At 47.8% G+C, this 20,033-nt stretch carries 19 protein-coding genes; 4 read left to right on the forward strand and 15 right to left on the reverse strand.

The features are described 5' to 3' along the window. Positions 1-328: 328 nt before the first annotated feature. The 3 genes from FB479_RS09345 to FB479_RS09355 all read right to left on the reverse strand — a co-directional run bounded on the left by FB479_RS09345 (position 329) and on the right by FB479_RS09355 (position 4,330). Positions 329-1,291 carry a metal-dependent hydrolase gene (locus FB479_RS09345; RefSeq protein ID WP_142064486.1) on the reverse strand — a complete coding sequence of 321 codons (963 nt, stop codon included), beginning with the start codon at positions 1,289-1,291 and terminating at the stop codon, positions 329-331. Between the two features lie 180 nt (positions 1,292-1,471). Continuing rightward, positions 1,472-3,262 (reverse strand): M3 family oligoendopeptidase, encoded by a 1,791-nt coding sequence (locus tag FB479_RS09350; RefSeq protein ID WP_106655903.1) that lies wholly within the window; start codon positions 3,260-3,262, stop codon positions 1,472-1,474. 126 nt (positions 3,263-3,388) lie between these two features. Next, complete coding sequence (locus tag FB479_RS09355; RefSeq protein WP_142064642.1) at positions 3,389-4,330, reverse strand: MBL fold metallo-hydrolase; 942 nt, start codon at positions 4,328-4,330, stop codon at positions 3,389-3,391. Positions 4,331-4,495: 165 nt separating this feature from the next. Between FB479_RS09355 and FB479_RS09360 the strand changes: the two genes are divergently transcribed. After that, entirely contained in the window at positions 4,496-5,005 is a 510-nt protein-coding gene (locus tag FB479_RS09360) for a Crp/Fnr family transcriptional regulator (protein WP_017251999.1), read from the forward strand. 26 nt (positions 5,006-5,031) lie between these two features. Here FB479_RS09360 and hmpA read toward each other — a convergent pair whose 3' ends face one another. The 6 genes from hmpA to FB479_RS09390 form a co-directional block, all read right to left on the reverse strand. After that, entirely contained in the window at positions 5,032-6,249 is a 1,218-nt protein-coding gene (hmpA, locus tag FB479_RS09365; RefSeq protein WP_142064489.1) for an NO-inducible flavohemoprotein, read from the reverse strand. A gap of 216 nt (positions 6,250-6,465) precedes the next feature. Then, positions 6,466-6,984 carry a molybdopterin-guanine dinucleotide biosynthesis protein B gene (gene mobB / locus FB479_RS09370; RefSeq protein ID WP_142064492.1) on the reverse strand — a complete coding sequence of 173 codons (519 nt, stop codon included), beginning with the start codon at positions 6,982-6,984 and terminating at the stop codon, positions 6,466-6,468. Between the two features lie 3 nt (positions 6,985-6,987). Further along, the gene (locus FB479_RS09375; RefSeq protein ID WP_142064495.1) at positions 6,988-8,247 is read right to left on the reverse strand and encodes a molybdopterin molybdotransferase MoeA; all 1,260 of its coding nucleotides are present in this window, start codon (positions 8,245-8,247) and stop codon (positions 6,988-6,990) included. A gap of 42 nt (positions 8,248-8,289) precedes the next feature. Beyond that, positions 8,290-10,638 (reverse strand): FdhF/YdeP family oxidoreductase, encoded by a 2,349-nt coding sequence (locus tag FB479_RS09380; RefSeq protein ID WP_142064497.1) that lies wholly within the window; start codon positions 10,636-10,638, stop codon positions 8,290-8,292. A 194-nt stretch (positions 10,639-10,832) separates the two neighbouring features. After that, positions 10,833-11,198: a Na-translocating system protein MpsC family protein gene (locus tag FB479_RS09385; RefSeq protein ID WP_012684864.1), complete on the reverse strand. Its 366-nt coding sequence runs from the start codon at positions 11,196-11,198 to the stop codon at positions 10,833-10,835. 53 nt (positions 11,199-11,251) lie between these two features. Beyond that, entirely contained in the window at positions 11,252-12,526 is a 1,275-nt protein-coding gene (locus FB479_RS09390; RefSeq protein WP_304488796.1) for an L-lactate MFS transporter, read from the reverse strand. Between the two features lie 401 nt (positions 12,527-12,927). On the opposite strand from FB479_RS09390, the gene fdhD reads away from it, so the two are divergent. Continuing rightward, positions 12,928-13,725 carry a formate dehydrogenase accessory sulfurtransferase FdhD gene (gene fdhD, locus FB479_RS09395; RefSeq protein WP_142064503.1) on the forward strand — a complete coding sequence of 266 codons (798 nt, stop codon included), beginning with the start codon at positions 12,928-12,930 and terminating at the stop codon, positions 13,723-13,725. Between the two features lie 152 nt (positions 13,726-13,877). Then, positions 13,878-14,408 (forward strand): hypothetical protein, encoded by a 531-nt coding sequence (locus tag FB479_RS31165; RefSeq protein WP_142064506.1) that lies wholly within the window; start codon positions 13,878-13,880, stop codon positions 14,406-14,408. 37 nt (positions 14,409-14,445) lie between these two features. Here the strand turns inward: FB479_RS31165 and mobA are convergent, their stop codons facing one another. Then, complete coding sequence (gene mobA, locus FB479_RS09405; RefSeq protein ID WP_142064508.1) at positions 14,446-15,078, reverse strand: molybdenum cofactor guanylyltransferase; 633 nt, start codon at positions 15,076-15,078, stop codon at positions 14,446-14,448. Positions 15,079-15,165: 87 nt separating this feature from the next. Between mobA and FB479_RS09410 the strand changes: the two genes are divergently transcribed. Further along, on the forward strand, positions 15,166-15,603 hold the full coding sequence (locus FB479_RS09410) for a Dps family protein (RefSeq protein ID WP_007722508.1): 438 nt from the start codon (positions 15,166-15,168) through the stop codon (positions 15,601-15,603). 105 nt (positions 15,604-15,708) lie between these two features. On the opposite strand, the gene FB479_RS09415 is transcribed toward FB479_RS09410, so the two are convergent. From FB479_RS09415 to FB479_RS09435, 5 genes are all read right to left on the reverse strand, one after another. Beyond that, on the reverse strand, positions 15,709-16,170 hold the full coding sequence (locus FB479_RS09415; protein WP_106655913.1) for a hypothetical protein: 462 nt from the start codon (positions 16,168-16,170) through the stop codon (positions 15,709-15,711). A 177-nt stretch (positions 16,171-16,347) separates the two neighbouring features. Beyond that, positions 16,348-16,728 (reverse strand): hypothetical protein, encoded by a 381-nt coding sequence (locus FB479_RS09420; RefSeq protein WP_106655914.1) that lies wholly within the window; start codon positions 16,726-16,728, stop codon positions 16,348-16,350. A gap of 368 nt (positions 16,729-17,096) precedes the next feature. Then, a complete protein-coding gene (locus tag FB479_RS09425; RefSeq protein WP_106655915.1) occupies positions 17,097-17,477 on the reverse strand; it encodes a hypothetical protein in 381 nt (126 codons plus the stop codon). Between the two features lie 208 nt (positions 17,478-17,685). Then, positions 17,686-18,852, reverse strand: coding sequence for a dicarboxylate/amino acid:cation symporter (locus tag FB479_RS09430; RefSeq protein ID WP_106655916.1), 1,167 nt, complete (start codon positions 18,850-18,852; stop codon positions 17,686-17,688). Between the two features lie 189 nt (positions 18,853-19,041). Continuing rightward, positions 19,042-19,974 carry a hypothetical protein gene (locus FB479_RS09435; RefSeq protein ID WP_142064511.1) on the reverse strand — a complete coding sequence of 311 codons (933 nt, stop codon included), beginning with the start codon at positions 19,972-19,974 and terminating at the stop codon, positions 19,042-19,044. Between the last annotated feature and the right edge of the window lie 59 nt (positions 19,975-20,033).

The raw sequence follows: 20,033 nt of genomic DNA on the forward strand, positions 1-20,033 counted from the left end.
CATCGAACGTTTTAGTTTTTCTCAGTGTATCATTCTTGCTGGATTTTGCATAGCGCCATTTCGTTAGAATAACTTATAAAGGTCCTTATGAATGGGGTCAACATAGTGGAGGAGAAGAAAAAGCACAGTTCTCTTCGACTCTGACACGCCAGCAGGGGTGATTCACTGTCCGTCTCCACTTCCAAAAGGGGAGGCGCTATCAAGGTCTACAAGCCCTGTGTTTTCTTCTCACCAGCTTTGTTGGTGTTATTGTTATAAATGTCCTTACACAAAAAAAGTAAGCCCCCAGCTTCACCAAACTGACGGGGCTTACCTATACTAGCTTTCCTTATACAAACGGCGGGTCCCACGCTTTTTTTCGCCAGCCCAACCGATGATCAACGACGTTCAAATCACGGTCCAAGACAACATCTACGCCAAATGGCAGCTTGCGGTTGTACCAAAAGCGCACATCGCTCCACGTGACTTCATAACCGTCGGCAATCTCCTTCCACGTGACGTGGATGCGTTGAGCAAATCCGAGAAAAGCACGAACTCCGTCCACACCGACTGTAGCCTGAATGATTGCATCACGCTGCTGTTTCGGATACACATCCTCCAGTATTACACGTGCATACTCGATCCTCCCTGTGTAAAACAGTTCCTCCGTCTCTACGACGAATCGCCAGTGAAAAGGATGTATGCTCGGGAAAACATGGGATATGCCTCTTGTTTCCAATGCCCTTGCTACCCGCTTGACGTTACGGTGATGCTGCCAAGCCCGCACGCCAATATACAGGAGCGTCATGCCATACGCTATCGGAAATAGCACGCTGGGATTTCCGTTAAAAGCTATCCACCATATCGCCGCTGCCAGATGAACCGCGAACACCAGTGGCTCAAAAATCGCGAGTACATCCAAATGCACCCAGCGCCTGCTAATAGGACGAATACATTGAACTCCATAAGCGTTTAGCATATCGAGAAAAACATGCAGCACAACGGCCAGCAGCGTCCACCCGTACAAAATCCCGAACTGCCCCATGAGACCAAACCCCCAGGCAAGAGGAAGACTGATGATGAGGGGCCACAGAAACAAGGCGGGAATCGAATGAGTAATTCCCCGATGAAAGCGAATGTAAAAAGAAATACCGCGAAGTCTGGCCACAGTGTCGAAATCCGGGGCATGAGATCCCACTACCGTTGCGACCATCAGCGCCTGAGCAAGCGCCGGATCATGTGCCACTGCCGGCGTGATATGGGCTAAGCCCGCCAGTGTGACACCCAACAAAAGATGACTGCCAGTGTCCATTACGATGCCTCCCTTTGCAAGTATTCCCTTCCCTTTTACTGTACGAAAAAATGGCGAGGATTCTATAAACCGCAGGTAAAGGTTATCCGAAGATTTCGTCTGCGATATTAACAATCTCTCAACGAAAAAGCAGCCTGTCGGAAAAGCGACAGACTGCTTGGAGCTTATTTATTCCTGAATTTATGCTTCTTCTGTCAGGCGCAGGAATTCGTCGATGTCTGCCACAGCCAGATCAACAGCTTTTTGCCAGAACTCGACTGTCGTCATATCCTCGCCGAGATGCTTCTTCGCCAAGTCTTCTACCATCAGGCGGCCCGTATCTTGGAGCAGTGCATCGTATTTCGGTGCGAAGCTCTCGCCTTCTTCAAGCGCACGCGCATAGACACTCATGCTGAACAAGTACCCGAATGTGTACGGGAAGTTGTAGAACGGATACGACGTGATATAGAAATGCAGCTTGGATGCCCAGAAGTGCGGCTCGTAATCTGCCAAAGCTCCGTTGTACGCTTGCTTTTGCGCCTCTTCCATGATTCGGTCGAGATCAGCCGCGCTAACAAGACCTTCTTTGCGCTTCTCATAGAAGTTTTTCTCGAAAATAAAGCGAGCGTGGATGTTCATGAAAAACGCGACAATGGATTGCAGCTTATCTTCCAAGAGCACCAGTTTCTCATCATCATTGGCTGCATTTTTCACAGCAGCGTCAGCGAGGATCATCTCTGCGAAGGTCGATGCTGTTTCCGCTACGTTCATCGCGTAGTTTTGGTTAAGCGCCGGCAAATCCCACATGACTTGCTGATGATATGCATGCCCCAGCTCATGTGCCAGTGTGGATACATTGCTTGCGCTTCCCGCATACGTCATGAACACGCGGGACTGCTTGCTGACTGGGAAGCTCGTGCAGAATCCGCCTGGGCGCTTGCCAGGACGATCCTCTGCCTCGATCCAGCCTTCATCGAATGCCTTTTGCGCAAACTCAGCCATGCTCGGATTGAAGCGGTTGAAATGCTCAACGATCAGGGCAGCTGCTTCATCGTAAGACACTTCTTTATGTACCTTACCGACTGGAGCTCCTACATCGTACCAGCTCAGCTTGTCTACACCGAGCAGCTTTGCCTTGCGCTCCAGGTAGGCAACCAGACGATCCTTGCGATTTTCGATGGCCTGCCACATCGCATCGAGTGTTTTTTCCTGCATCCGTCCAATATCCAGCGGCTCACGCAGGACGGAATCCCAGCCGCGATGTCGGTACAGAGAGAGACGAAAACCACCCAAGTGATTCAGCGCCTGCGCGCACAGCTCCGTTTCCTTGCCCCAGGCTTCTTTCCACTTTTCAAATACTTGGGCACGTACAGCTCGATCAGGACTGCTCATCAGGTTAGAAGCTTGCCCGACAGACATCTGCTTCGTCTCTCCATTGACCTCAACCTCAATGGTCATACGTCCTACGACCGCATTGTACAAATCTTGCCAAGCGTGATACCCGTCTACGGCTAAATCGTTTGCCAGCACTTCTTGTTCAGGCGACAGTTTTTCCTGTGCACGGCGGCGGCGCTCATTCAGCACAAAAGCAAGCGGTTGCAATTCTTCGTCTGCCAACAGCTTCTCCCATGCAGCCGCTTCAATAGCCAGCAGCTGTTCTTCCCAGCGCGTCAATACTGCACCAAACGCAGCCGAGATACTCTTCACACGACCACCCATCAGCTTGGCTGGCTCATCTTTTACATTTTGAGCAGTCAGGCAGGAAATGAATGCACCTGCTTGTCTCACACGCACGGCAATGCTTTGGACATGAGTGACAACTTCCTTGAAAGCCGCTGTCTCATGCAAACCAGCGCCAGATTGCTCCAACCGTGCTTTCAGGTTCGCAATATCCCCTTCCAAAGTCCCTAAAAACGCCCGAAAATCCTCCGATTCACTCCCACCAGGAAAAATCACATCCATATCCCAGCGTTGTGGCAATGCTTTTGTCATATGTACCCCTCCTCAACAAACTCCTTCGATAAAAATATTTCTATAATAAGGTAGCTATTCCCTCCCCGTTTATTCATATCAATTAGAAAAGCGACTGCTATGTACGCAGTCGCCAACTTTTCACACCTATTGAACAGGGAATGAAAACGTCTCCCCTTGTTTTTCAACAACAATCCTGTCCCTCTCGTCCCCCGCTGCTGCCAACAGACGCTCGAACGGCTCATCAACAGGCTCACGCGAGAGCACAAACGTATTCCAATGAATAGGCACCAGCCACTTGGCTTGGGTCTCCTTGAACATTTGCCATGCTTGCTCTGGCGTACAATGCGCTGCTTGATACGAGTCTGGCTTGTAGGCGCCAATCGGCATGAACACCAGATCGATAGCCCCGAATTGTTTCGGCAAATTTTCCATGGAGATATAAGCAGTATCACCTGGATAGAGGATGCGCACGCCATTTTTCTCAATCATATAGCCGTTGTAGCCATATCCATGATTCCATGGAAAGCGGTTGCCCCAATGGCGAACAGGAATCGCAGTAATCGTCATTCCTTCTTTGGTAGTAATGGCTTCTCCCGGCTGCATTTCCTCATACGAACCAAATGGCATATGCTTGAACAGCTTGCTCGTCTGGTGCGCCGTAATGACATGTGTGGAGCGATTCGCTATTTTCTGCAAAGTAGGCAGATCGACATGATCCAAATGGGCATGCGATAGCAAGATGATATCTACCTCGCCAATTTCAGCAAAGTCGAGGGCAGGAGGTGTAAAACGCTTGGGACCAAAATGGACACCTGCAAGCTTAATCCCGAGCTTCTCGCCCAAAACCGGATCTGTCAGTATTTTCGTACCAAACATATTCAACAGAATCGTCGAGTGGCCGATCCATGTAAACATAACCTCATCATGACTCCAGTCGGCAGGCACTGGTTTTTTCGTGTCCAGATGACGAAACTCCGGCTTCGGAAGCTGTCCCATATGGTACCAGTAGCGGTAAGCCACATAGCCAATCAATCCGAGTGTGAGTACCCCCATGATGGAGCCTACCCATGTAAAAAAGTTGAACATCAGACAACTCCCTTTATTCATCTGTGATTTCCCCATTATAGCAAAAGGCATCCTTGCTGTAGCAAGCCTAAAAAAGCGGCAAACTGCTTTTTACGCTTGCTTACTTCCTCCTGCCGGGCTTGCTATAATTGCTAGAGAAAGACTCAGAGAATCGAGGAGAAACCCATGATCCTGCACAAGGGAGAAGTTTTGTTTCGACAAGGAGAATCTGGACCGCTCTATCATTTGAAGAGCGGTCTGTTAAAAATCGTTCGGGTACATGCAGACGGAGCATTGACGCTGGTTAACATCATCGTTCCGGATGAGATCATTCCGCATCATTCGTTGATGAGCCCGAATCCCTATTACGGGACAGCAATCGCTCTCGTGACCTGTGAGGTCGAAGTACTGTCTGCCCCGGATTGGTATCGCCATCTGGATGACAATCCTGAAAAATGTCGTGATATCGCGTTACAGCTGCAAGGGAAGCTGCGGATGATGCAGCAGCGTATCGACCAACTGACCGAAGTCTCTCCTGCTGAAAAGCTTCGCAAGCTCCAGCTTTGGTTTCAGACATTTATCCCTGTCGCTTCGCTTTCGGATTTGCTGACTCAGGATGAAATCGGTCAGCTCATCGGGCTTCGCCGCGAGACGGTAAATCGGCTGCTGCGCGCTCAAGCTGCGAATCGCGAGTAAGCTTGGGCTTTTTTTGTAAGAGCTCTTTATGCCAAGGTCGCTGCCGGACCAAAGAACTCATAATGAATATCGGCAGCTGGCACTCCCCATTCCAACAGAGCACCGTTGATCGTCTTCATGAATGGAATTGGACCACAAAAATAGTAGCTCGCCTCTTTTGTATCGATGACCTTTTGCAGCCATGGCAAGTCGATATATCCTTCTTTCTGAAAAGCACCGTTCAATCGATCTTGTTCAGTCGGCTGTGTATAGCACCAGTGAACAGAAAGCTGTGGATGTTTTGCGGCCAACTCCTCTACTGCCGGCTTCATGGCATGCACATTTCCGTTTTTAGCTGCGTGAATGAAGGTGATCGGACGGTCTGTTCCCGAATTGATCAGTGTGTTCAGCATGCTGATCATTGGGGTCAATCCTACACCGCCACTGAGCAGCACAACCGGACGGCTGTCCTCTTGCTGTAAGGTAAAATCTCCAGCCGGAGCAGACAGCTGCAGGCTATCTCCTTCCTTCACTTCCTCTGACAAATAGACGGATACTTTTCCTGCCGGCTTATCTTGCATCGCGTCCTCGCGTTTGACAGAAATGCGGTAGTACGCATTCCCTGGCGCATCAGAGAGACTGTACTGGCGAATGTGTGTAAATTGCTCGCCCGGTAATTCTACCTTGACGCTGACATATTGCCCTGGCTCAAAGCTGGAAATCGGTTGACCATCCGCCGGAACCAGATAAAAGGAAGTAATCACGTCACTTTCCTTCACCTTGCGTTGGACGATAAACTCTCTAAAATCTACCCATCCTCCAGTCTGACCGCTTGCCTGTTCATACATTTCATGTTCTACACTGATGAAAGCATCTGCAATGACGCCATACGCTTCCGCCCACGCCTGTAAAATCTCGTCCGTAGCGGCATCCCCAAGTACATCTTTGATCGCAGCTAGCAGGTTTTCCCCAACGATTGGGTAGTGTTCAGCCTTCACTCCCAAGCTGCGGTGCTTATGTCCAATCTGCTTCACCACTGGCAAAATCGTTTCCAGCTTATCAATATACAATGCCGCAGCATACACCGCATTGGCCAAAGCCATTTGCTGTCTTCCCTGCTTTTGATTAGCGTGGTTGAAAATATTGAGAAGCTCAGGGTGCTTGGCAAACATCATTTGATAAAAACGTTTTGTAATGGCAGTTCCGTGCACCTCTAGCACAGGAACGGTTGATTTTATAATTTCAATGGTTTTTTGGCTTAACATCGTAGAACCTCCTTGAAGTGCTTCGTACTTTCTATATTTCAAGTGTACGGGAGGTTCACAGATACACATGTGATTCTGGTCACAGGAAATAGAAACAATTTGTGACAATTGCAAAACATCCTGGCAGCAGGCATAGCAGCTTCTTCGACTTTTCCAATCCTTCTTATGCTACAAAAAAAGATCATCCCAAATCAAGCTGGAATGATCTCAATGTTTCTAATCAGTTTTGAAATACCAACCAGATACCTGTTCCCTTACAAACTTGGCCAAGTTGTCTATGTCATTTATATCGAAAAAGGGCAACCCCGGCTGACGATTGTCTGACCAACCTACGATCCCTACCAAATCAGTAACGATCGATAAGAGCTCCTCATCTTCTGGCCTGCGAAGCAGCACGAGCTTGGGATAGCCTTCACGCTTGAAGCCTTCTACCAAAACGAGCTGGGCCCCAGCATCTGCCAAGCGCTGGATAAGGACGGACAGCTCCTGCGGCTTTTGCTCCACGATGGCCGTTTTCGTTTTGGATGTGATCGCAACCAGCGAAGCTCCGGCTTCACGATAACGCCAGGTGTCCTTCCCTGGCTGATCCCACTCAAAATCGTGTCCGCCATCATGCTTGATGACCCCGACCCTTATCCCTGCCTGTTCGAGAATCGGAATGAGCTTGGTGAGCAGCGTCGTCTTGCCACTGTTCGAATAACCGACAATCTGCAAAACACAAGGTGGCTTGACCATTCGCTATCCCTCTCTTCTCCAGGTTGGGGCGGCATGCGTGAGAACATCAACCAGCTCTCCTGCTTTTTGCCCGCTTCCCCCGGCTGGTATGATCATAAAGCATTCGCTGTCCTTCAACGTCCCAAGATTCCCTGCCTTTTCATTGAAATCAGGGATCGCGTGCAAAACCCCGTCTTTTTCGAGGAGCTTCCCTCGCAGGTAACGCGGGTATGGACAAGGCTTCGTATAATCGACGCCAAGTCTCGCCTTAATCACCTGTTGCACTACATGGGCTTCTCCCGAGATGCGACGAATGGCTGCTCGCGCAAATAGCTCAAACCCGAGAAAACAGGCCCCCGGATTACCTGATAGGGCAATAAAAGGCTTGCCTTCCATGATCATGGCTGTCGTCGGACTTCCTGGACGTATCGCAATCCGATTGAACAGAAGCTCCACCTCAGGCTCATCCACTAAAGCCGCGATCACATCAAAATCCCCAACGGACACACCGCCGCTTGAAATGACCAGATCCACGCCCCGCAAGCATTCACTGATTTTCGCCTTTGCCACAGCCAGATCATCCGGCAGTCTTGAAAACGAAACAGGGATGCCCCCTGCCTCAGCAATCAAGGCAGTCAGCATCACCGTATTACTGTTGCGAATTTTGCCTGGAGCAAGCGGCTGATCAATCTCCAACAGCTCGCTTCCAGTCGAAATCAGACCGACACGCGGCTTGCAGAAAACCTCGACCTGCGAATAGCCAAACGTAGCCAAGCTGGCGAGAGTACCTGCGTTGATCCGCTCGCCCGCCCTGGCAATGATCGTTCCTGTCGCCATCTCTTCACCGCGACGAGATACGTTTTCCCCAGGCTTCATCTCCCGCTTGATCCGTACCGTATCCGCCTCTTCCGCTGGGTTGTACGTTTGCTCAAACATGATGACCGCATCCGCACCCGCAGGCATCATCGCACCTGTCATGATCCGCGTAGCATGGCCCTTTTTCCATTCTCTAGTAGGTACTTGCCCAGCCGCAACCGTCTCTAGCACTGTTAGCGTAATCGGGTGGTCAACGGAGGCCCCAACCGTATCCGCAGCTCTCACGGCAAACCCATCCAGCGGCGAGCGGTCAAAGTGCGGCAAATCGTATGTTGCACGTAGATCAGAGGCCAGTATCCGCCCGTATGCCTCCCCGATCTGCACTTGTTCCGTTCTCCCTGTCAGCAATTTTGCCAACAGCTTGCTCATCGCTTCTTCAACCGAGAGTGTTTGTCGTGAAAAACGCATGGCTTGTTCCTCCTAATCTTGACCACCCATTGCTGCAGCTCGTCAGCCGACGTTTACTTCCAAATCTTCTACTTCTCTCTCCACGTATTTCAAATCTTTGTTGGCGTGGAAAGTGTCCGCTTTTTCAACCTTCACGGCTGTATTGTATTCAGGAATACCTGCGTATGTCTCGTATACACCCTTCGGAATGAGTACGTTTCCTTCCGGCCAGTGCACTTGAATGTTGCCGCGTCTGGTGTCCTCGAATTTGGCACGTCCTTGGAACGTTCCATATTTATTGTAAACGACGATATTTTCGCCTTCTGCAATGCGCAGTTCTTTTGCATCCTCTGCATTGATCAGGATATCATAACGGTCCGCATTGTTGAACGGGTCTTTCTTGCTGTAAATCATCGAGTTGAACTGCTTGCCGCGACGAGTCGTTACATAGAAGTGTCCCTCTGGCTTGTTCAAATCCGGAATCTCAATCGGAATCAGATTCGCTCGGCCGTCCGGTGTCGGGCATACGCCACCTTCACACAACCATGCACCGCCCCATTGGAAAACATCTCCGCGGTTTTTCAGATGCTGGATACCGTCATAGTTCGGATTCGCTAGGGCAATCTCTGCGCGAATTTCGGCTGCGCTTGAGAAGTGCATCAGATGCTTTTTCTCTGGATTTACCCGTGCCGCCAGATCTACGTAAATCTCCCATTCCGAACGCGCTTCTTCAATACGTGGCCCTTCCACTTCGGCACTGAAGTAAACCATGCGCTCTGTACTTGTCGAAGTTCCGCCACCTGGCTGCTCATAGCGAGTCATTGCCGGCAGTACGATCACTTCTTCTTTTGCATCCACCAACGTAGATGTATTGAAAATGATGTCCTGATGCACACGCACTTCTATGCTCTCCAAGCATTTTTGCATGAAGTCCGGATCTGGCATCGTCTCCAGGAAGTTGCCGCCGCTCGTATAGAACAATCTGGTCTTGCGCTCGTGACCATCTGGCAACACGGCATTTTCCAATGAAATACCGACGATATCTCCTTGCCATTTCGGGATCGGGAAGTTCCAGATCTTTTCAATGCGGTTCCATGATTTTTCTTCAAAATCTCCACCCGGCAAGCTGAACGGGTCGGCACCCATTTCACCGGAGCCTTGTACGCCGGAGTGTCCGCGAATTGGCATAAGACCCGTGTGCTTGCGACCCAAGAATCCACGAAGAATGGCCAGATTGGCTACCTGAGAAATATTGTCCGTACCGAATTTGTGCTGGGTCAGACCCATACTCCATACGAATACACCATTTTTGGAGTTGGCGAGCAGTTGCGCGAATTCTTTGATACGCTCGCGGCTGAGACCGGAGGATTCCACGATCTTCTCCCATGATTCATTCATCACATGCTTGCGCAGCTCTTCGATTCCGTTCGCGTGCTCCTTGATGAATTCATGGTTGATCGCAGAACCTGGCTTGGCTTCCTCCATCTCAAACCAAATCTTCATCACGCCGTTCATGAAAGCGATATCGCCGCCAATGTTCACTTGGTAGAAATCATCCGCAATCTTCGTTCCGAACAAAGCACTATCCGGTACAGATGGAATCCAGTACTTTTCCATCGCTGGCTCTCTGTACGGGTTGATCAGGATGATTTTCGTTCCTGCTTTTTTCGCAGCATACATATATTTCGTCGATACAGGCTGGTTGTTACCTGGTACAGAGCCCCAGAATACGAGCACATCTGTACCGATCCAATCCTGATAGTTACAGCTCGATGCACCAATTCCAACCGAACGCTTCAATGCTGTCTTACTCGGCGAGTGACAAATACGCGATGCGTTGTCGATGTTGTTGGTTCCGAGGAAACGAGCCATTTTAGCAGCCGTGTAGTATACCTCGTTGGTAATTCCACGAGCGGTCAAGAAAAAGGCCAACTGTTTCGGGCTGATGTTTTTGATTTTTCTCGCGATGCGGTTCAACGCTTCATCCCAGCTGATGCGGGTGAACTTGTTTTCGCCTGGCTTTCTTGAAAGCGGATACGGAATTCTACCCAGCTTGCGCAATTCTTCGCTGGACAGCGTGCGCAGCGCGTTCACGTCTTCAAACCATTTGGCATCCATGGCAGGCATGGTATTGAGACGCAATACGTTCAGTCGCGTGGTGCACAAATGCGGACCAGTCAACGTCTGATCGTAGAGACCGGATACGCCGAGGGCGCAGCCATCACATACCCCTTGCGTCAAAATGCGATAGGCATAACCCAAATTATCGCGATTGTCATAGGCCACCTTCATCGTATCGCGAATGTGATGCGGCTTGATTTTTCCGAGTCCCATCGGCATTAGTGAAGCCCATAAGGAAGGCTTCCACGAAGTATCCAGCTTAATTGGTCCGCCATGCTTGGTCTTGCCCATTTCTTTTGTCTCCCCTCTAATAAACTCCATTGAGACGAAAAAACCACCATGAAACCGTCCCTTGTCCTATAGGAAAAGAGCGTGTTCACGGTGGTTGTCTACGGCAGGTTCGCTACCTAGTCTCAACTTCGTGTTTGCTTTCGCGAATTCCGTTACGTCTAAGCCGGTGAACAGGGACGCTGCTTCGTTTAGACTTACGGTTCGTTTTTCATTTTCTTTTCAATGTCTTGATCAAAAACAAAGATCGACATTCCAAAATCCCGTTCAATGTCAATATCGACGAAAAGATCAACGAGTTTTGCTCCAAGAAACGCTTCCATGTCAACTGGCTGGTGTTTCCGATAGATCTCTTTGACCATTTCGGTTCGGGCAGCTCGTAATGTCTGCTTTCCGTCTTCCGAAGTGGCGATGAACTTTTCCACCGGAGAAAGGTTGCCTTCCATCTCGCAGATCGCCCAGTTCTTGCAGAACGTGGTGCTGATCTTGCTAGGTCCCTTTCCCATATGGCGCTTTCGGAAAGCCCTGACCAAATTACTGAATTCTGCTTCGAACTTATTCATCGAGGAAAATCACCTTTACTTCAAATCATTCTCTACTTAAACTTTACCATTGATTAACTAGCCAATTCAACAGACTTTTCTCTTTGTTTGGCTTCTTCCTTCAGTTTTTTGATATCCAGTCGGACAAATAGCGAGATCACCAGAGCGACAACGAACATTCCTGCGAAAACACTCATAGTTCCTGTATAGCTTTCTGTCGTCTTGCGAACCCATGCTGCAAAGATCGGTCCTGCCAAGCCGGCAGCTGCCCATGCCGTCAGAATATAGCCGTGAATCGCGCCCAATTGCTTCGTTCCAAACAGGTCACCAATGTACGCCGGAATGGATGCAAAGCCACCGCCGTAACAGGTCATAATGATAAACATCGCAACCATGAACAGGATGGGATTGGACATATTCGGCAACAGGAAGAACAATACCATTTGGATAGCAAAGAAAGCTGTATACGTATTTGGTCGTCCAATGAAATCAGACAGAGACGCCCATCCGATTCGTCCACCACCGTTGAACAAACCGTTTAGTCCTACCATCAGGGCTGCTGTTCCAACAGACATGCCTACCATTTCTTGCGCCATCGGGGATGCTACCGAAATAACGGCGATTCCACATGTCACGTTGATAAACAGCATCAGCCACAGCCAGTAAAAACGGCGTGTCTTGATCGCTTCGTTAGCAGTTAATTGGCACATATCTTTTTTGATTTGCTTGCTGCCAGCTATGCCCTCAGCGGAAAATCCAGCCGGTACCCAGCCTTTTGGTGGTGGAGCCAAATATTGAGCCGAAGCCAGCATCACAACGAAATAAATAAGGCCCAAAATATAAAAGGTGTTCGCGATTCCTACATTTGCAATCAAAGCGTTCATAATCGGACTGGCAATCATGGAAGCAAAGCCGAAGCCCATAATCGCAAGACCTGTCGCTAAGCCACGGCGATCCGGAAACCATTTGACCAGCGTCGATACTGGCGTAATATAGCCTACCCCAAGTCCGATACCGCCCAGCACGCCATAACACAAGTACAACAGAGGCAAGCTGCTCAATTGAATCGCCAAGCCTGCCCCGACAGTTCCTACTCCAAAAAAGATAGATGCGAGAATGCCAGCTTTGCGCGGGCCATGCTTTTCTACATAATGACCGAGGAAGGCAGCAGACAGCCCCAAGAACAAGATCGCAATACTAAACGTAAATTGAACGTCTGGCAAGTCCCAGCCGAACTGCTCGGTAATTGGCTTGGTGAATACACTCCATGCGTATACCGATCCAATCGAGATGTGGATGCCTACCGCAGCCAATGCAATGAGCCAGCGGTTTTTCACTTTTTGTTCCAAATCATTCATCTCCTTTTCAATGGTCTTTGGCATGCTGTGGATCCATCAGCAGCCTTCTCGAAAAAAAGAAAAACTGCTGATTTCACCGACTCACCCAGGTCTCCACAAATGGAAACGAGAGCTACGATGAAACACAGCAGTTAATCATCAGCAGGAACGCTACATCAGCATCAACAAGCATTGTGTTCACTATGTAATTCGCTGCAAGGCTACAAAATAATCGGTGGCAGGGTCGCTGCTCCGTGTCAATCTGTCCTTACGCTATGAATACATGGAAAGACGAAAATTTTATGACACTTTTCATCTCACATAGTATACTACCATGTAAGCGTTCACTCGACAATATTTTCCTCACAAAATAGCCATGAAAACTTCATAATTTCGACAAAAAGGAGGCCCGTATGTCCGAACTAACCATCACCACCCGATTGCCCGTGTTGAAAATCTCGGCTGACCAACACGGCTGGGAAGACGACGAAATCGTTACCGAGTACCCCCTGACGATTTTCCTCAATGATGAGGAATTCGCTACAATCGTATGTACCCCGGCCGACTTGGAAGAAATGGTCATCGGTTTTCTCGCAGCCGAGGGTGTCATCAAGAGCTACTCGGAAATCAAACAGCTTACGATGAATGAGGCCCAAGGGTTTGCTTACGTTGATTTGCATAAAGAAACAATTTTGTCGCAAAGCTTTTACTCCAAACGCAGAATTACTTCCTGCTGCGGAAAAAGCAGACAATCCTTTTACTTTTTTAGCGATGCACGCACAGCAAAGCCCGTTGAAAGCACAACAACTGTCACTCCCGCTCAATGCATGCGCCTGATGAAGGAATTGCAAGCGTCGTCTGAGATCCACCGTCAAACAGGTGGCGTCCACAATGCTGCCCTCTGTACACCGGATGAAGTTTTGCTTCAGTTCTCCGACATCGGACGTCACAATGCTCTCGACAAGATCTATGGGAAATGCTTGCGAGATAACATATCCACCACGGGCAAAATTCTTGTATTCAGTGGACGCATCTCGTCTGAGGTGCTGCTCAAGGCTGCCAAGATTGGTGCTGGCATCATTCTGTCCAAGTCCGCTCCAACTGATCTCGCCCTTCAGTTGGCAGATGAGCTGAAGCTCACCGCAGTCGGTTTTATCCGCAATGACAAAATGAACGTGTATACACAAGCCCAGAGAATCCTCCTACCTTAGCGAAGGAATCAAGTAAAAGCGGGACAAGCTTTGCGCCTTCCCGCTTTTCTATGTTTTTTTCATCTGGTAATCTCAAAAGCCCGAGTTAGCCTCTCGGGCTTTTGTTCTTTGTACGTGGGAATTTTTTATTTGCAGCAGCAATGTTTCTTTTTGTGATGCTTGTAGTGGTCGTCGTCATCATCTTCGTCCTCGTCATCTTCTTCATCTTTTTCTTCGTCTTCGTCGTCGTCCTCTTCTTCGTCTTCATCATCTATTTCATGCTTCTTGCAACAGTGATGGTCATGTTTCTCAAAGCCTTTGCAATCATGTTGTTTGCAGCAACAGCAGTGATCGTGGCAATGTTCATGCTTTTTGCAGCAGCAATGCGGCTCATCGTATTGGCTGTGTTTTTTGCAGCAGCAGTGAGGCTCGTAGTAATCATCGTGTTTCTTGCAGCAGCAGTCGTAGTCGTAATATTTGTCGTGTTTTTTGCAACAGGAGTGGTGGTCGTAATACTTGTCGTGTTTTTTGCCGCAACAGTGGTGGTCGTAGTATTTGTCGGGTTTTTTGCAACAACAGTGGTGCTCGTAGCGTTTGCCCTGTTTTTTGCATTTTCTTGTCATTGCGCTTCCCTCCTTTCGTTAGCCATCACTACTATTCATACGGTTTGTCCAGAGAAACGCTTGTATGATAGCCCTCTATGAAAAGCCCCTTTTTTCCAAACAAAAAACAGGACACGCCTCAAGCATGTCCTGTCTTTCTGCGTTTTTCTTCAAGCTTTGCCTGTTCGTACTCTTCGGGCGTGTTGACATTAAAAACAGACCAAGGGTCCAACCTTTCATCAGGCAATGGCACCACGCGCAGCTCATCTAATGTCCGCATCAGTTTTCGCTGTCCATGCAACAGCGCCTGCTCCCAGTTCGCCTGTGTTCTACGATGGTACACGGCACATAATGGATGGATTCGTCCCTCTGATTGGGCGACAATCACATCCCACTCGTTGCTCTCCCTAGCAAATTCAATGAGCTTGGCGATTTGCACACGATCCATAAAAGGAAGGTCACAGGATAGTACCAGCAAAGCATCCTCGGAACTTATGCGAAAGGCAGTAACCAGCCCACTGACAGGACCGCAGGATGGTACCAGATCAGGTGTTATTGTGACGGGCTGTTCATCAATTTGTTCCTTTTGTGTCACTTGAGTGTCCGAAAAATCATTCGCTACAATGAAACAAGACAAGCCAACCTCCTGTACTTCCTTTACCAGTTCTGTTAAAAAGGTTCCGTCCCTCCACGGTAATTTTTGCTTGGGCGAACCCATTCTGCTGCTTTTTCCGCCAGCTAAAATAACCGCACCGATTCGCAGTTGCTGCATAAATTTCCTCCTGGGTGTTGACAATAATCCTTATTAGTTTATAATAAGTTTAAACAAATAATTATTATAAATAAGGAGAGATTCTCGATGGAAAACACACTCTACAGCGTTTTAAATAAACAAGTGGCGAACTGGACAGTTCTCTATACGAAACTACACAATTTTCACTGGAATGTAAAAGGTCCTCACTTCTTTACGCTCCACGCAAAATTTGAGGAATTGTACAATGAAGCAGCAGCGAATCTCGATTCCCTCGCTGAACGTGTTCTCTCCATCGGTGGAAAGCCTGTAGCGACTTTGGCTGCATGTCTGAACACAGCGAGCATCACCGAAGCAGAAGGAAGCGAAACAGCTGAGCAAATGGTAGAAACGATCGCGAGAGACTTCTCCATTCTCGTAGACGAGTTGAAGCTGGCTATGGAAACAGCTGACCAAGCTGACGATGAAGCGACAGCCGATATGCTGCTGGGAATCCGCAGCAGCCTGGAAAAACACATTTGGATGCTCAAATCCTTCTTGCAATAATCAAGAAAATCGAAAATCAATAGACACCAAAAGGCGATTGTGCATAGACACATCGCCTTTTTTGGGTCTTGCCTCCCGTTGAACTGCCTATCTCACCCTGGTTGCCTAGAGTGAAAAAATCAGTTTCCGCCCGTCCTTTTCTACTTTTACTTGGGGTAGATACTTTAATGACTTCTGTACACCTATGTAGGGACTCGCAAACTCTACCTGGTGCCGTGCTTTCAACACGGAACAGAGATCAGCCAATGACATCGGAGACATCGCTTCCCGTAACAGGTTTTCGATGTGCTTCGCAACTTCCACATAATCGTGGCGAATGTGAGCCTTTCTTACTTTCATTCGCTTCATCAGATCATCGGAAAATTCCTCAGTTGACATGGCTGTATCCTCTGGGCTTTCATCGACTCCGATCCCGGCTTCGTTATCCAACTCGCGAATGCGGCTCAAAAGCTGCTTGATGTCAGCTCCCAACTGCTTGTCCTGATCGACATACTGTCGACGCAGTGCCATACGCTGCTCTAGCATGGCCTGCAATGTCATTTGTAACGCTTTCCGTTCGTTAAACATTGCGTTATGTATTCCCCTTTTCGCAAAAAGTAGAATGATGAAATTATACCCAATGATAATATAATTCTCACTAGTTGGAAATGGGAAATTGAAGTGCCCAATTTAGCAAATAAAAATAGCTTTTTACAAAGCCGTAATCTGCTTTCGTAAAAAGCTATCTGCATTTTTTAAGGCTAATTACAGATTGTTCAATGAGAGAGTGTAATCAGACTTTCCAATAGACCAGAGTCTTATATAGTATGTTTCACCAGCAACTACATCGAATTCTGCTTCACCAGAACTCATTGCAAGAGTGGTATTTGTGTCTGAAGTCATTACAACGTATGGAACAGCTGATGCTTCCTTATTCGTAAGGCTCGTACTCATTTTTCCGGTTTGGTTTGCTACAAAAACAAAATGATCAAAATCACTGTTTCCCGCTTGCCCTGAGATAGAGGAGTTAACCTCTAAAATATCTGCTGTTGCAATAGTATCGTTAGGCTCTGTTTCCGTATTCGCAGCAGATGCGGATGAGGATAGTGCAAATACTAGTGTCAATGCGAGTAAGATTTTTTTCACAATGATTGCCTCCTATAATATGGAATAATCGAAATATACCATTATCTGCAAATATTGTCAAAACATAATGTTTTTTGAATTTATTTGTTGTTTTTCGTCAAAATTCCCCAAAAAAGACTCATCCAATAATGGACAGGTCTTTTGGGACTGTTCCCCGCCCGTTTCTATCCCAACGTACCATGCTTTCACCTGCGTTTTGTTCTTGATACAGAGGTGCTCCATTACTTCTCTCCGCAGGATAACTTACTCTCGTTGCCACATAATAAACACCTCCAAGTTGTCCCCATGCGTTCGAAAATAAAAAGATAGCTTTTTACAAAGCCATAATCTGCTTTCGTAAAAAGCTATCTGCGTTTTTTAAAGGCTATTTACAGATTGTTCAATGAGAAAGTGTAATCAGATTTTCCAACAGACCAGAGTCTTATATAGTATGTTTCACCAGCAACTACATCGAATTCTGCTTCACCAGAAGTCTCTGCAAGGCTGGTAGTTTTATCTGAAGCCCACACAACGTATGGAACTACTCCTTGGGTCTTATTTGTAAGGCTCGTTCTCATTTTTCCGGTTTGATTTGCTACAAAAACAAAAGTATCCCAATCACCGCTCTCCCCTTGACCTAAGATAGAGGAGTTAATCTCCAAAGTATCCGCCATTTCAAAGGTATCGTTAGGTTCTGTTTCTGTATTCGCAGCAAATGCGGAAGAGGATAGTGCAAATACTAGTGTCAATGCGAGTAAGATTTTTTTCACAATGAATGCCTCCTATATTATGGGATAAATGGAATATACCATTTTATTCAATAATTGTCAAAACATAATGTTTCTTGCCTTTATTTGTAGTTTTATGTAGACTTTCACATGAAATTGTCGAGGTATAGCATAAGCACTCAGAATCAGATAAAAAAGACCCATCCCAAAATGGACAGGTCTTGTTCCCCTACGCCTTTCTATTTCATGATCAAGCCGCCTTCTCCTCGCTCAAACGATCCGTAATCACTGCAATCGCACCATCACCTGTTACGTTACAAGCAGTACCGAAGCTATCCTGGGCGATGTACAGAGCAATCATCAACGAAGTCAACGTGGTAGTAAATCCGAGCATGGACTCCATCAATCCGAGTGCTGCCATGACTGCTCCGCCCGGCACACCAGGTGCAGCGATCATCGTTACGCCCAGCATCAAAATGAACGGAAACATCACGCCAAAGGATGTCGTCATGTCATTTAGCATCATGACTGCCATAGAACAGCTGACAAGCGTAATCGTGCTTCCGGAAAGATGGATCGTGGCACAGAGTGGAACGACGAAATCCGCAATCTTTTCGCTTACACCGTTTTTCTTGGTCTGGTTCAGTGTCACAGGAATGGTGGCCGCAGATGATTGTGTTCCAATCGCTGTGAAGTAAGCTGGAAGCATATTTTTCATCAGCGTGAATGGGTTTTTGCGCCCCATCTGGCCCGCTACCAAGTACTGTACGAACAAATAGAATAGATGCAAAGCAATAATCATCACGAAAACTTTAACGAACACGGACAAAATCATGGTGACTTGTCCACCATAGGTCAGATTGGAAAATACAGACAGGATATGGAATGGAAGCAACGGGATAATGACGGAAGCGATCAGCTTCTCGACGATATCTCTCAAGTCTACCATCACATTTTGCAGTGCGTTTCCTTTGATGACAGTCGCTCCAAGACCAAGGGTGAAGGCGAGCAATAATGCTGTCATCACACCTACAATCGGCGGCATGTCCACGGTAAAGAACGGCTTCACCAGTGCTTTCTCCGGGTTGGCATACTGATTGACCAATCCGCCTATCTCAAGAATATGTGGAAAAATACTCGTACTGACCAAATAAGCAAGCACTCCTGCAAGGATCGTAGACAAGTAAGCAACCCCTGTGGTTACCCCAAGCAAACGCCCTGCCCCTTTGCCCAGCTCACCGATGCCTGGCGCGATAAACCCAATGATAATCAACGGAATTGCAAATCCGAGGAAATTTCCAAACAGGCCACTAAATGTAGCCAATCCTTTCACAACCCAAATCGGCGAAATGGAGCCGATCCCGATCCCAAGGACAATAGCGATCAAAATTTTGGGTAGTAAACCTAGCTGTTTCATGAATTGAACCCCCGTTACGTGTTGGTAAAGAATGTCCACGTGGAATGGACTATGTCTCTTTTACATGGACTAATGAATAACAAGGTAACACATTCGGGATGAGATTGTCATGGATCATAAAAAAGTAAAAATATTAAAACGAAAGAAAAACCCCCAATGAGCATTGCCTACTCACTTGGGGGAACGATATTATTTGGCGCAAACCACTTGGCGAAATTCTTCTTCGATATCTGCCAGCACGCACATGGCATTCGCTAGCTCTTGCTCATTCTTTTCCACAATCAGTGTGTGACAACGACCGAATTGCTTCGCCTGCTTCTCTTTGATTACCGCCAGCTCTGGCGCATGCTTCGAGAAGAACACAGCGAAATCGATGGCTCTCCTCGCTCCCAACTGGAAAGCAAAATAGGAGAGATGACCAATTTCAGCTGGGGAGAGTCCGCCTTCTTCTTCTATCCGTTTTACTACCCGCAAAATCGCTTCCTTTCCGTATAGGACCGAAGGGTTTGGTTTTGCCGATGCACTTTCCTGATAAATCCCTTGGAATAAACGAAGTGCTTTTGCAGCCTGTTCCTCCTCTGACGGACTCCCTACACGCTTTGGTGCTGTCCAGTAGTGATAGGAAAAGAGGCGATCGAAGATTTTTTCGGCTTTCCACGCCAAGACAAACTGAGCCAACGGCAAGCTCACAAACGGGAATCCTGCTGGATCATGCAAATAGATCGTTTGCTCATCCATCTCGTACGCGAGAACAAAATGGTCAGCGCCCCCCAAATAAGCAGCATTGGGATTATACGTCAAATAACCCATATCAAGCGGTCCAAGCAAAACAGGCCCATGTTCCAAATCACGCCGTAATTCCTCCAATGGTGGCTCGCTCTCAGCATCCCCTGACCTCTCCGTCCAGCGAAACCCTAGTAGCTCCAATGCATGACTTACACCACGATCGGGAATCACTTGTCCGAAATAAATGACTTTCTGCTCCTCATGCCACGTCGCCCCGATACCAACCCCAGAGAGTACTTCAAGTACAGCAGGCGAAACCTTCTCCCCAATCGTCTCTAAAAGCATAGCTGAAGAATTTGCGTAGCAGTACGCGCCACTTCCGATGTACGGTAACATGCATTTCTCCCTCTTTCTCGTCAATGTATGGCTTACCTATCATTGACTTCGAGTCGCAT

The organism is Brevibacillus sp. AG162, assembly GCF_006715575.1.
In the GTDB taxonomy this organism is placed as follows: Bacteria; Bacillota; Bacilli; order Brevibacillales; family Brevibacillaceae; genus Brevibacillus; species Brevibacillus brevis.

What these genes read in the sequence shown, in the direction of transcription:
- FB479_RS09410 (WP_007722508.1), top strand. Translation starts at nt 15,166, where the DNA reads ATGGAAAACACACTCTACAGCGTTTTAAATAAACAAGTGGCGAACTGG.
- FB479_RS09430 (WP_106655916.1), bottom strand. Translation starts at nt 18,852, where the DNA reads ATGAAACAGCTAGGTTTACTACCCAAAATTTTGATCGCTATTGTCCTT.
- FB479_RS09380 (WP_142064497.1), bottom strand. Translation starts at nt 10,638, where the DNA reads ATGGGCAAGACCAAGCATGGCGGACCAATTAAGCTGGATACTTCGTGG.
- mobA (WP_142064508.1), bottom strand. Translation starts at nt 15,078, where the DNA reads ATGCAGCAACTGCGAATCGGTGCGGTTATTTTAGCTGGCGGAAAAAGC.
- FB479_RS09415 (WP_106655913.1), bottom strand. Translation starts at nt 16,170, where the DNA reads ATGTTTAACGAACGGAAAGCGTTACAAATGACATTGCAGGCCATGCTA.
- hmpA (WP_142064489.1), bottom strand. Translation starts at nt 6,249, where the DNA reads ATGTTAAGCCAAAAAACCATTGAAATTATAAAATCAACCGTTCCTGTG.
- FB479_RS09435 (WP_142064511.1), bottom strand. Translation starts at nt 19,974, where the DNA reads ATGTTACCGTACATCGGAAGTGGCGCGTACTGCTACGCAAATTCTTCA.
- FB479_RS09375 (WP_142064495.1), bottom strand. Translation starts at nt 8,247, where the DNA reads ATGCGTTTTTCACGACAAACACTCTCGGTTGAAGAAGCGATGAGCAAG.
- FB479_RS09360 (WP_017251999.1), top strand. Translation starts at nt 4,496, where the DNA reads ATGATCCTGCACAAGGGAGAAGTTTTGTTTCGACAAGGAGAATCTGGA.
- FB479_RS09345 (WP_142064486.1), bottom strand. Translation starts at nt 1,291, where the DNA reads ATGGACACTGGCAGTCATCTTTTGTTGGGTGTCACACTGGCGGGCTTA.
- FB479_RS09355 (WP_142064642.1), bottom strand. Translation starts at nt 4,330, where the DNA reads ATGTTCAACTTTTTTACATGGGTAGGCTCCATCATGGGGGTACTCACA.
- fdhD (WP_142064503.1), top strand. Translation starts at nt 12,928, where the DNA reads ATGTCCGAACTAACCATCACCACCCGATTGCCCGTGTTGAAAATCTCG.
- mobB (WP_142064492.1), bottom strand. Translation starts at nt 6,984, where the DNA reads ATGGTCAAGCCACCTTGTGTTTTGCAGATTGTCGGTTATTCGAACAGT.
- FB479_RS09350 (WP_106655903.1), bottom strand. Translation starts at nt 3,262, where the DNA reads ATGACAAAAGCATTGCCACAACGCTGGGATATGGATGTGATTTTTCCT.
- FB479_RS09385 (WP_012684864.1), bottom strand. Translation starts at nt 11,198, where the DNA reads ATGAATAAGTTCGAAGCAGAATTCAGTAATTTGGTCAGGGCTTTCCGA.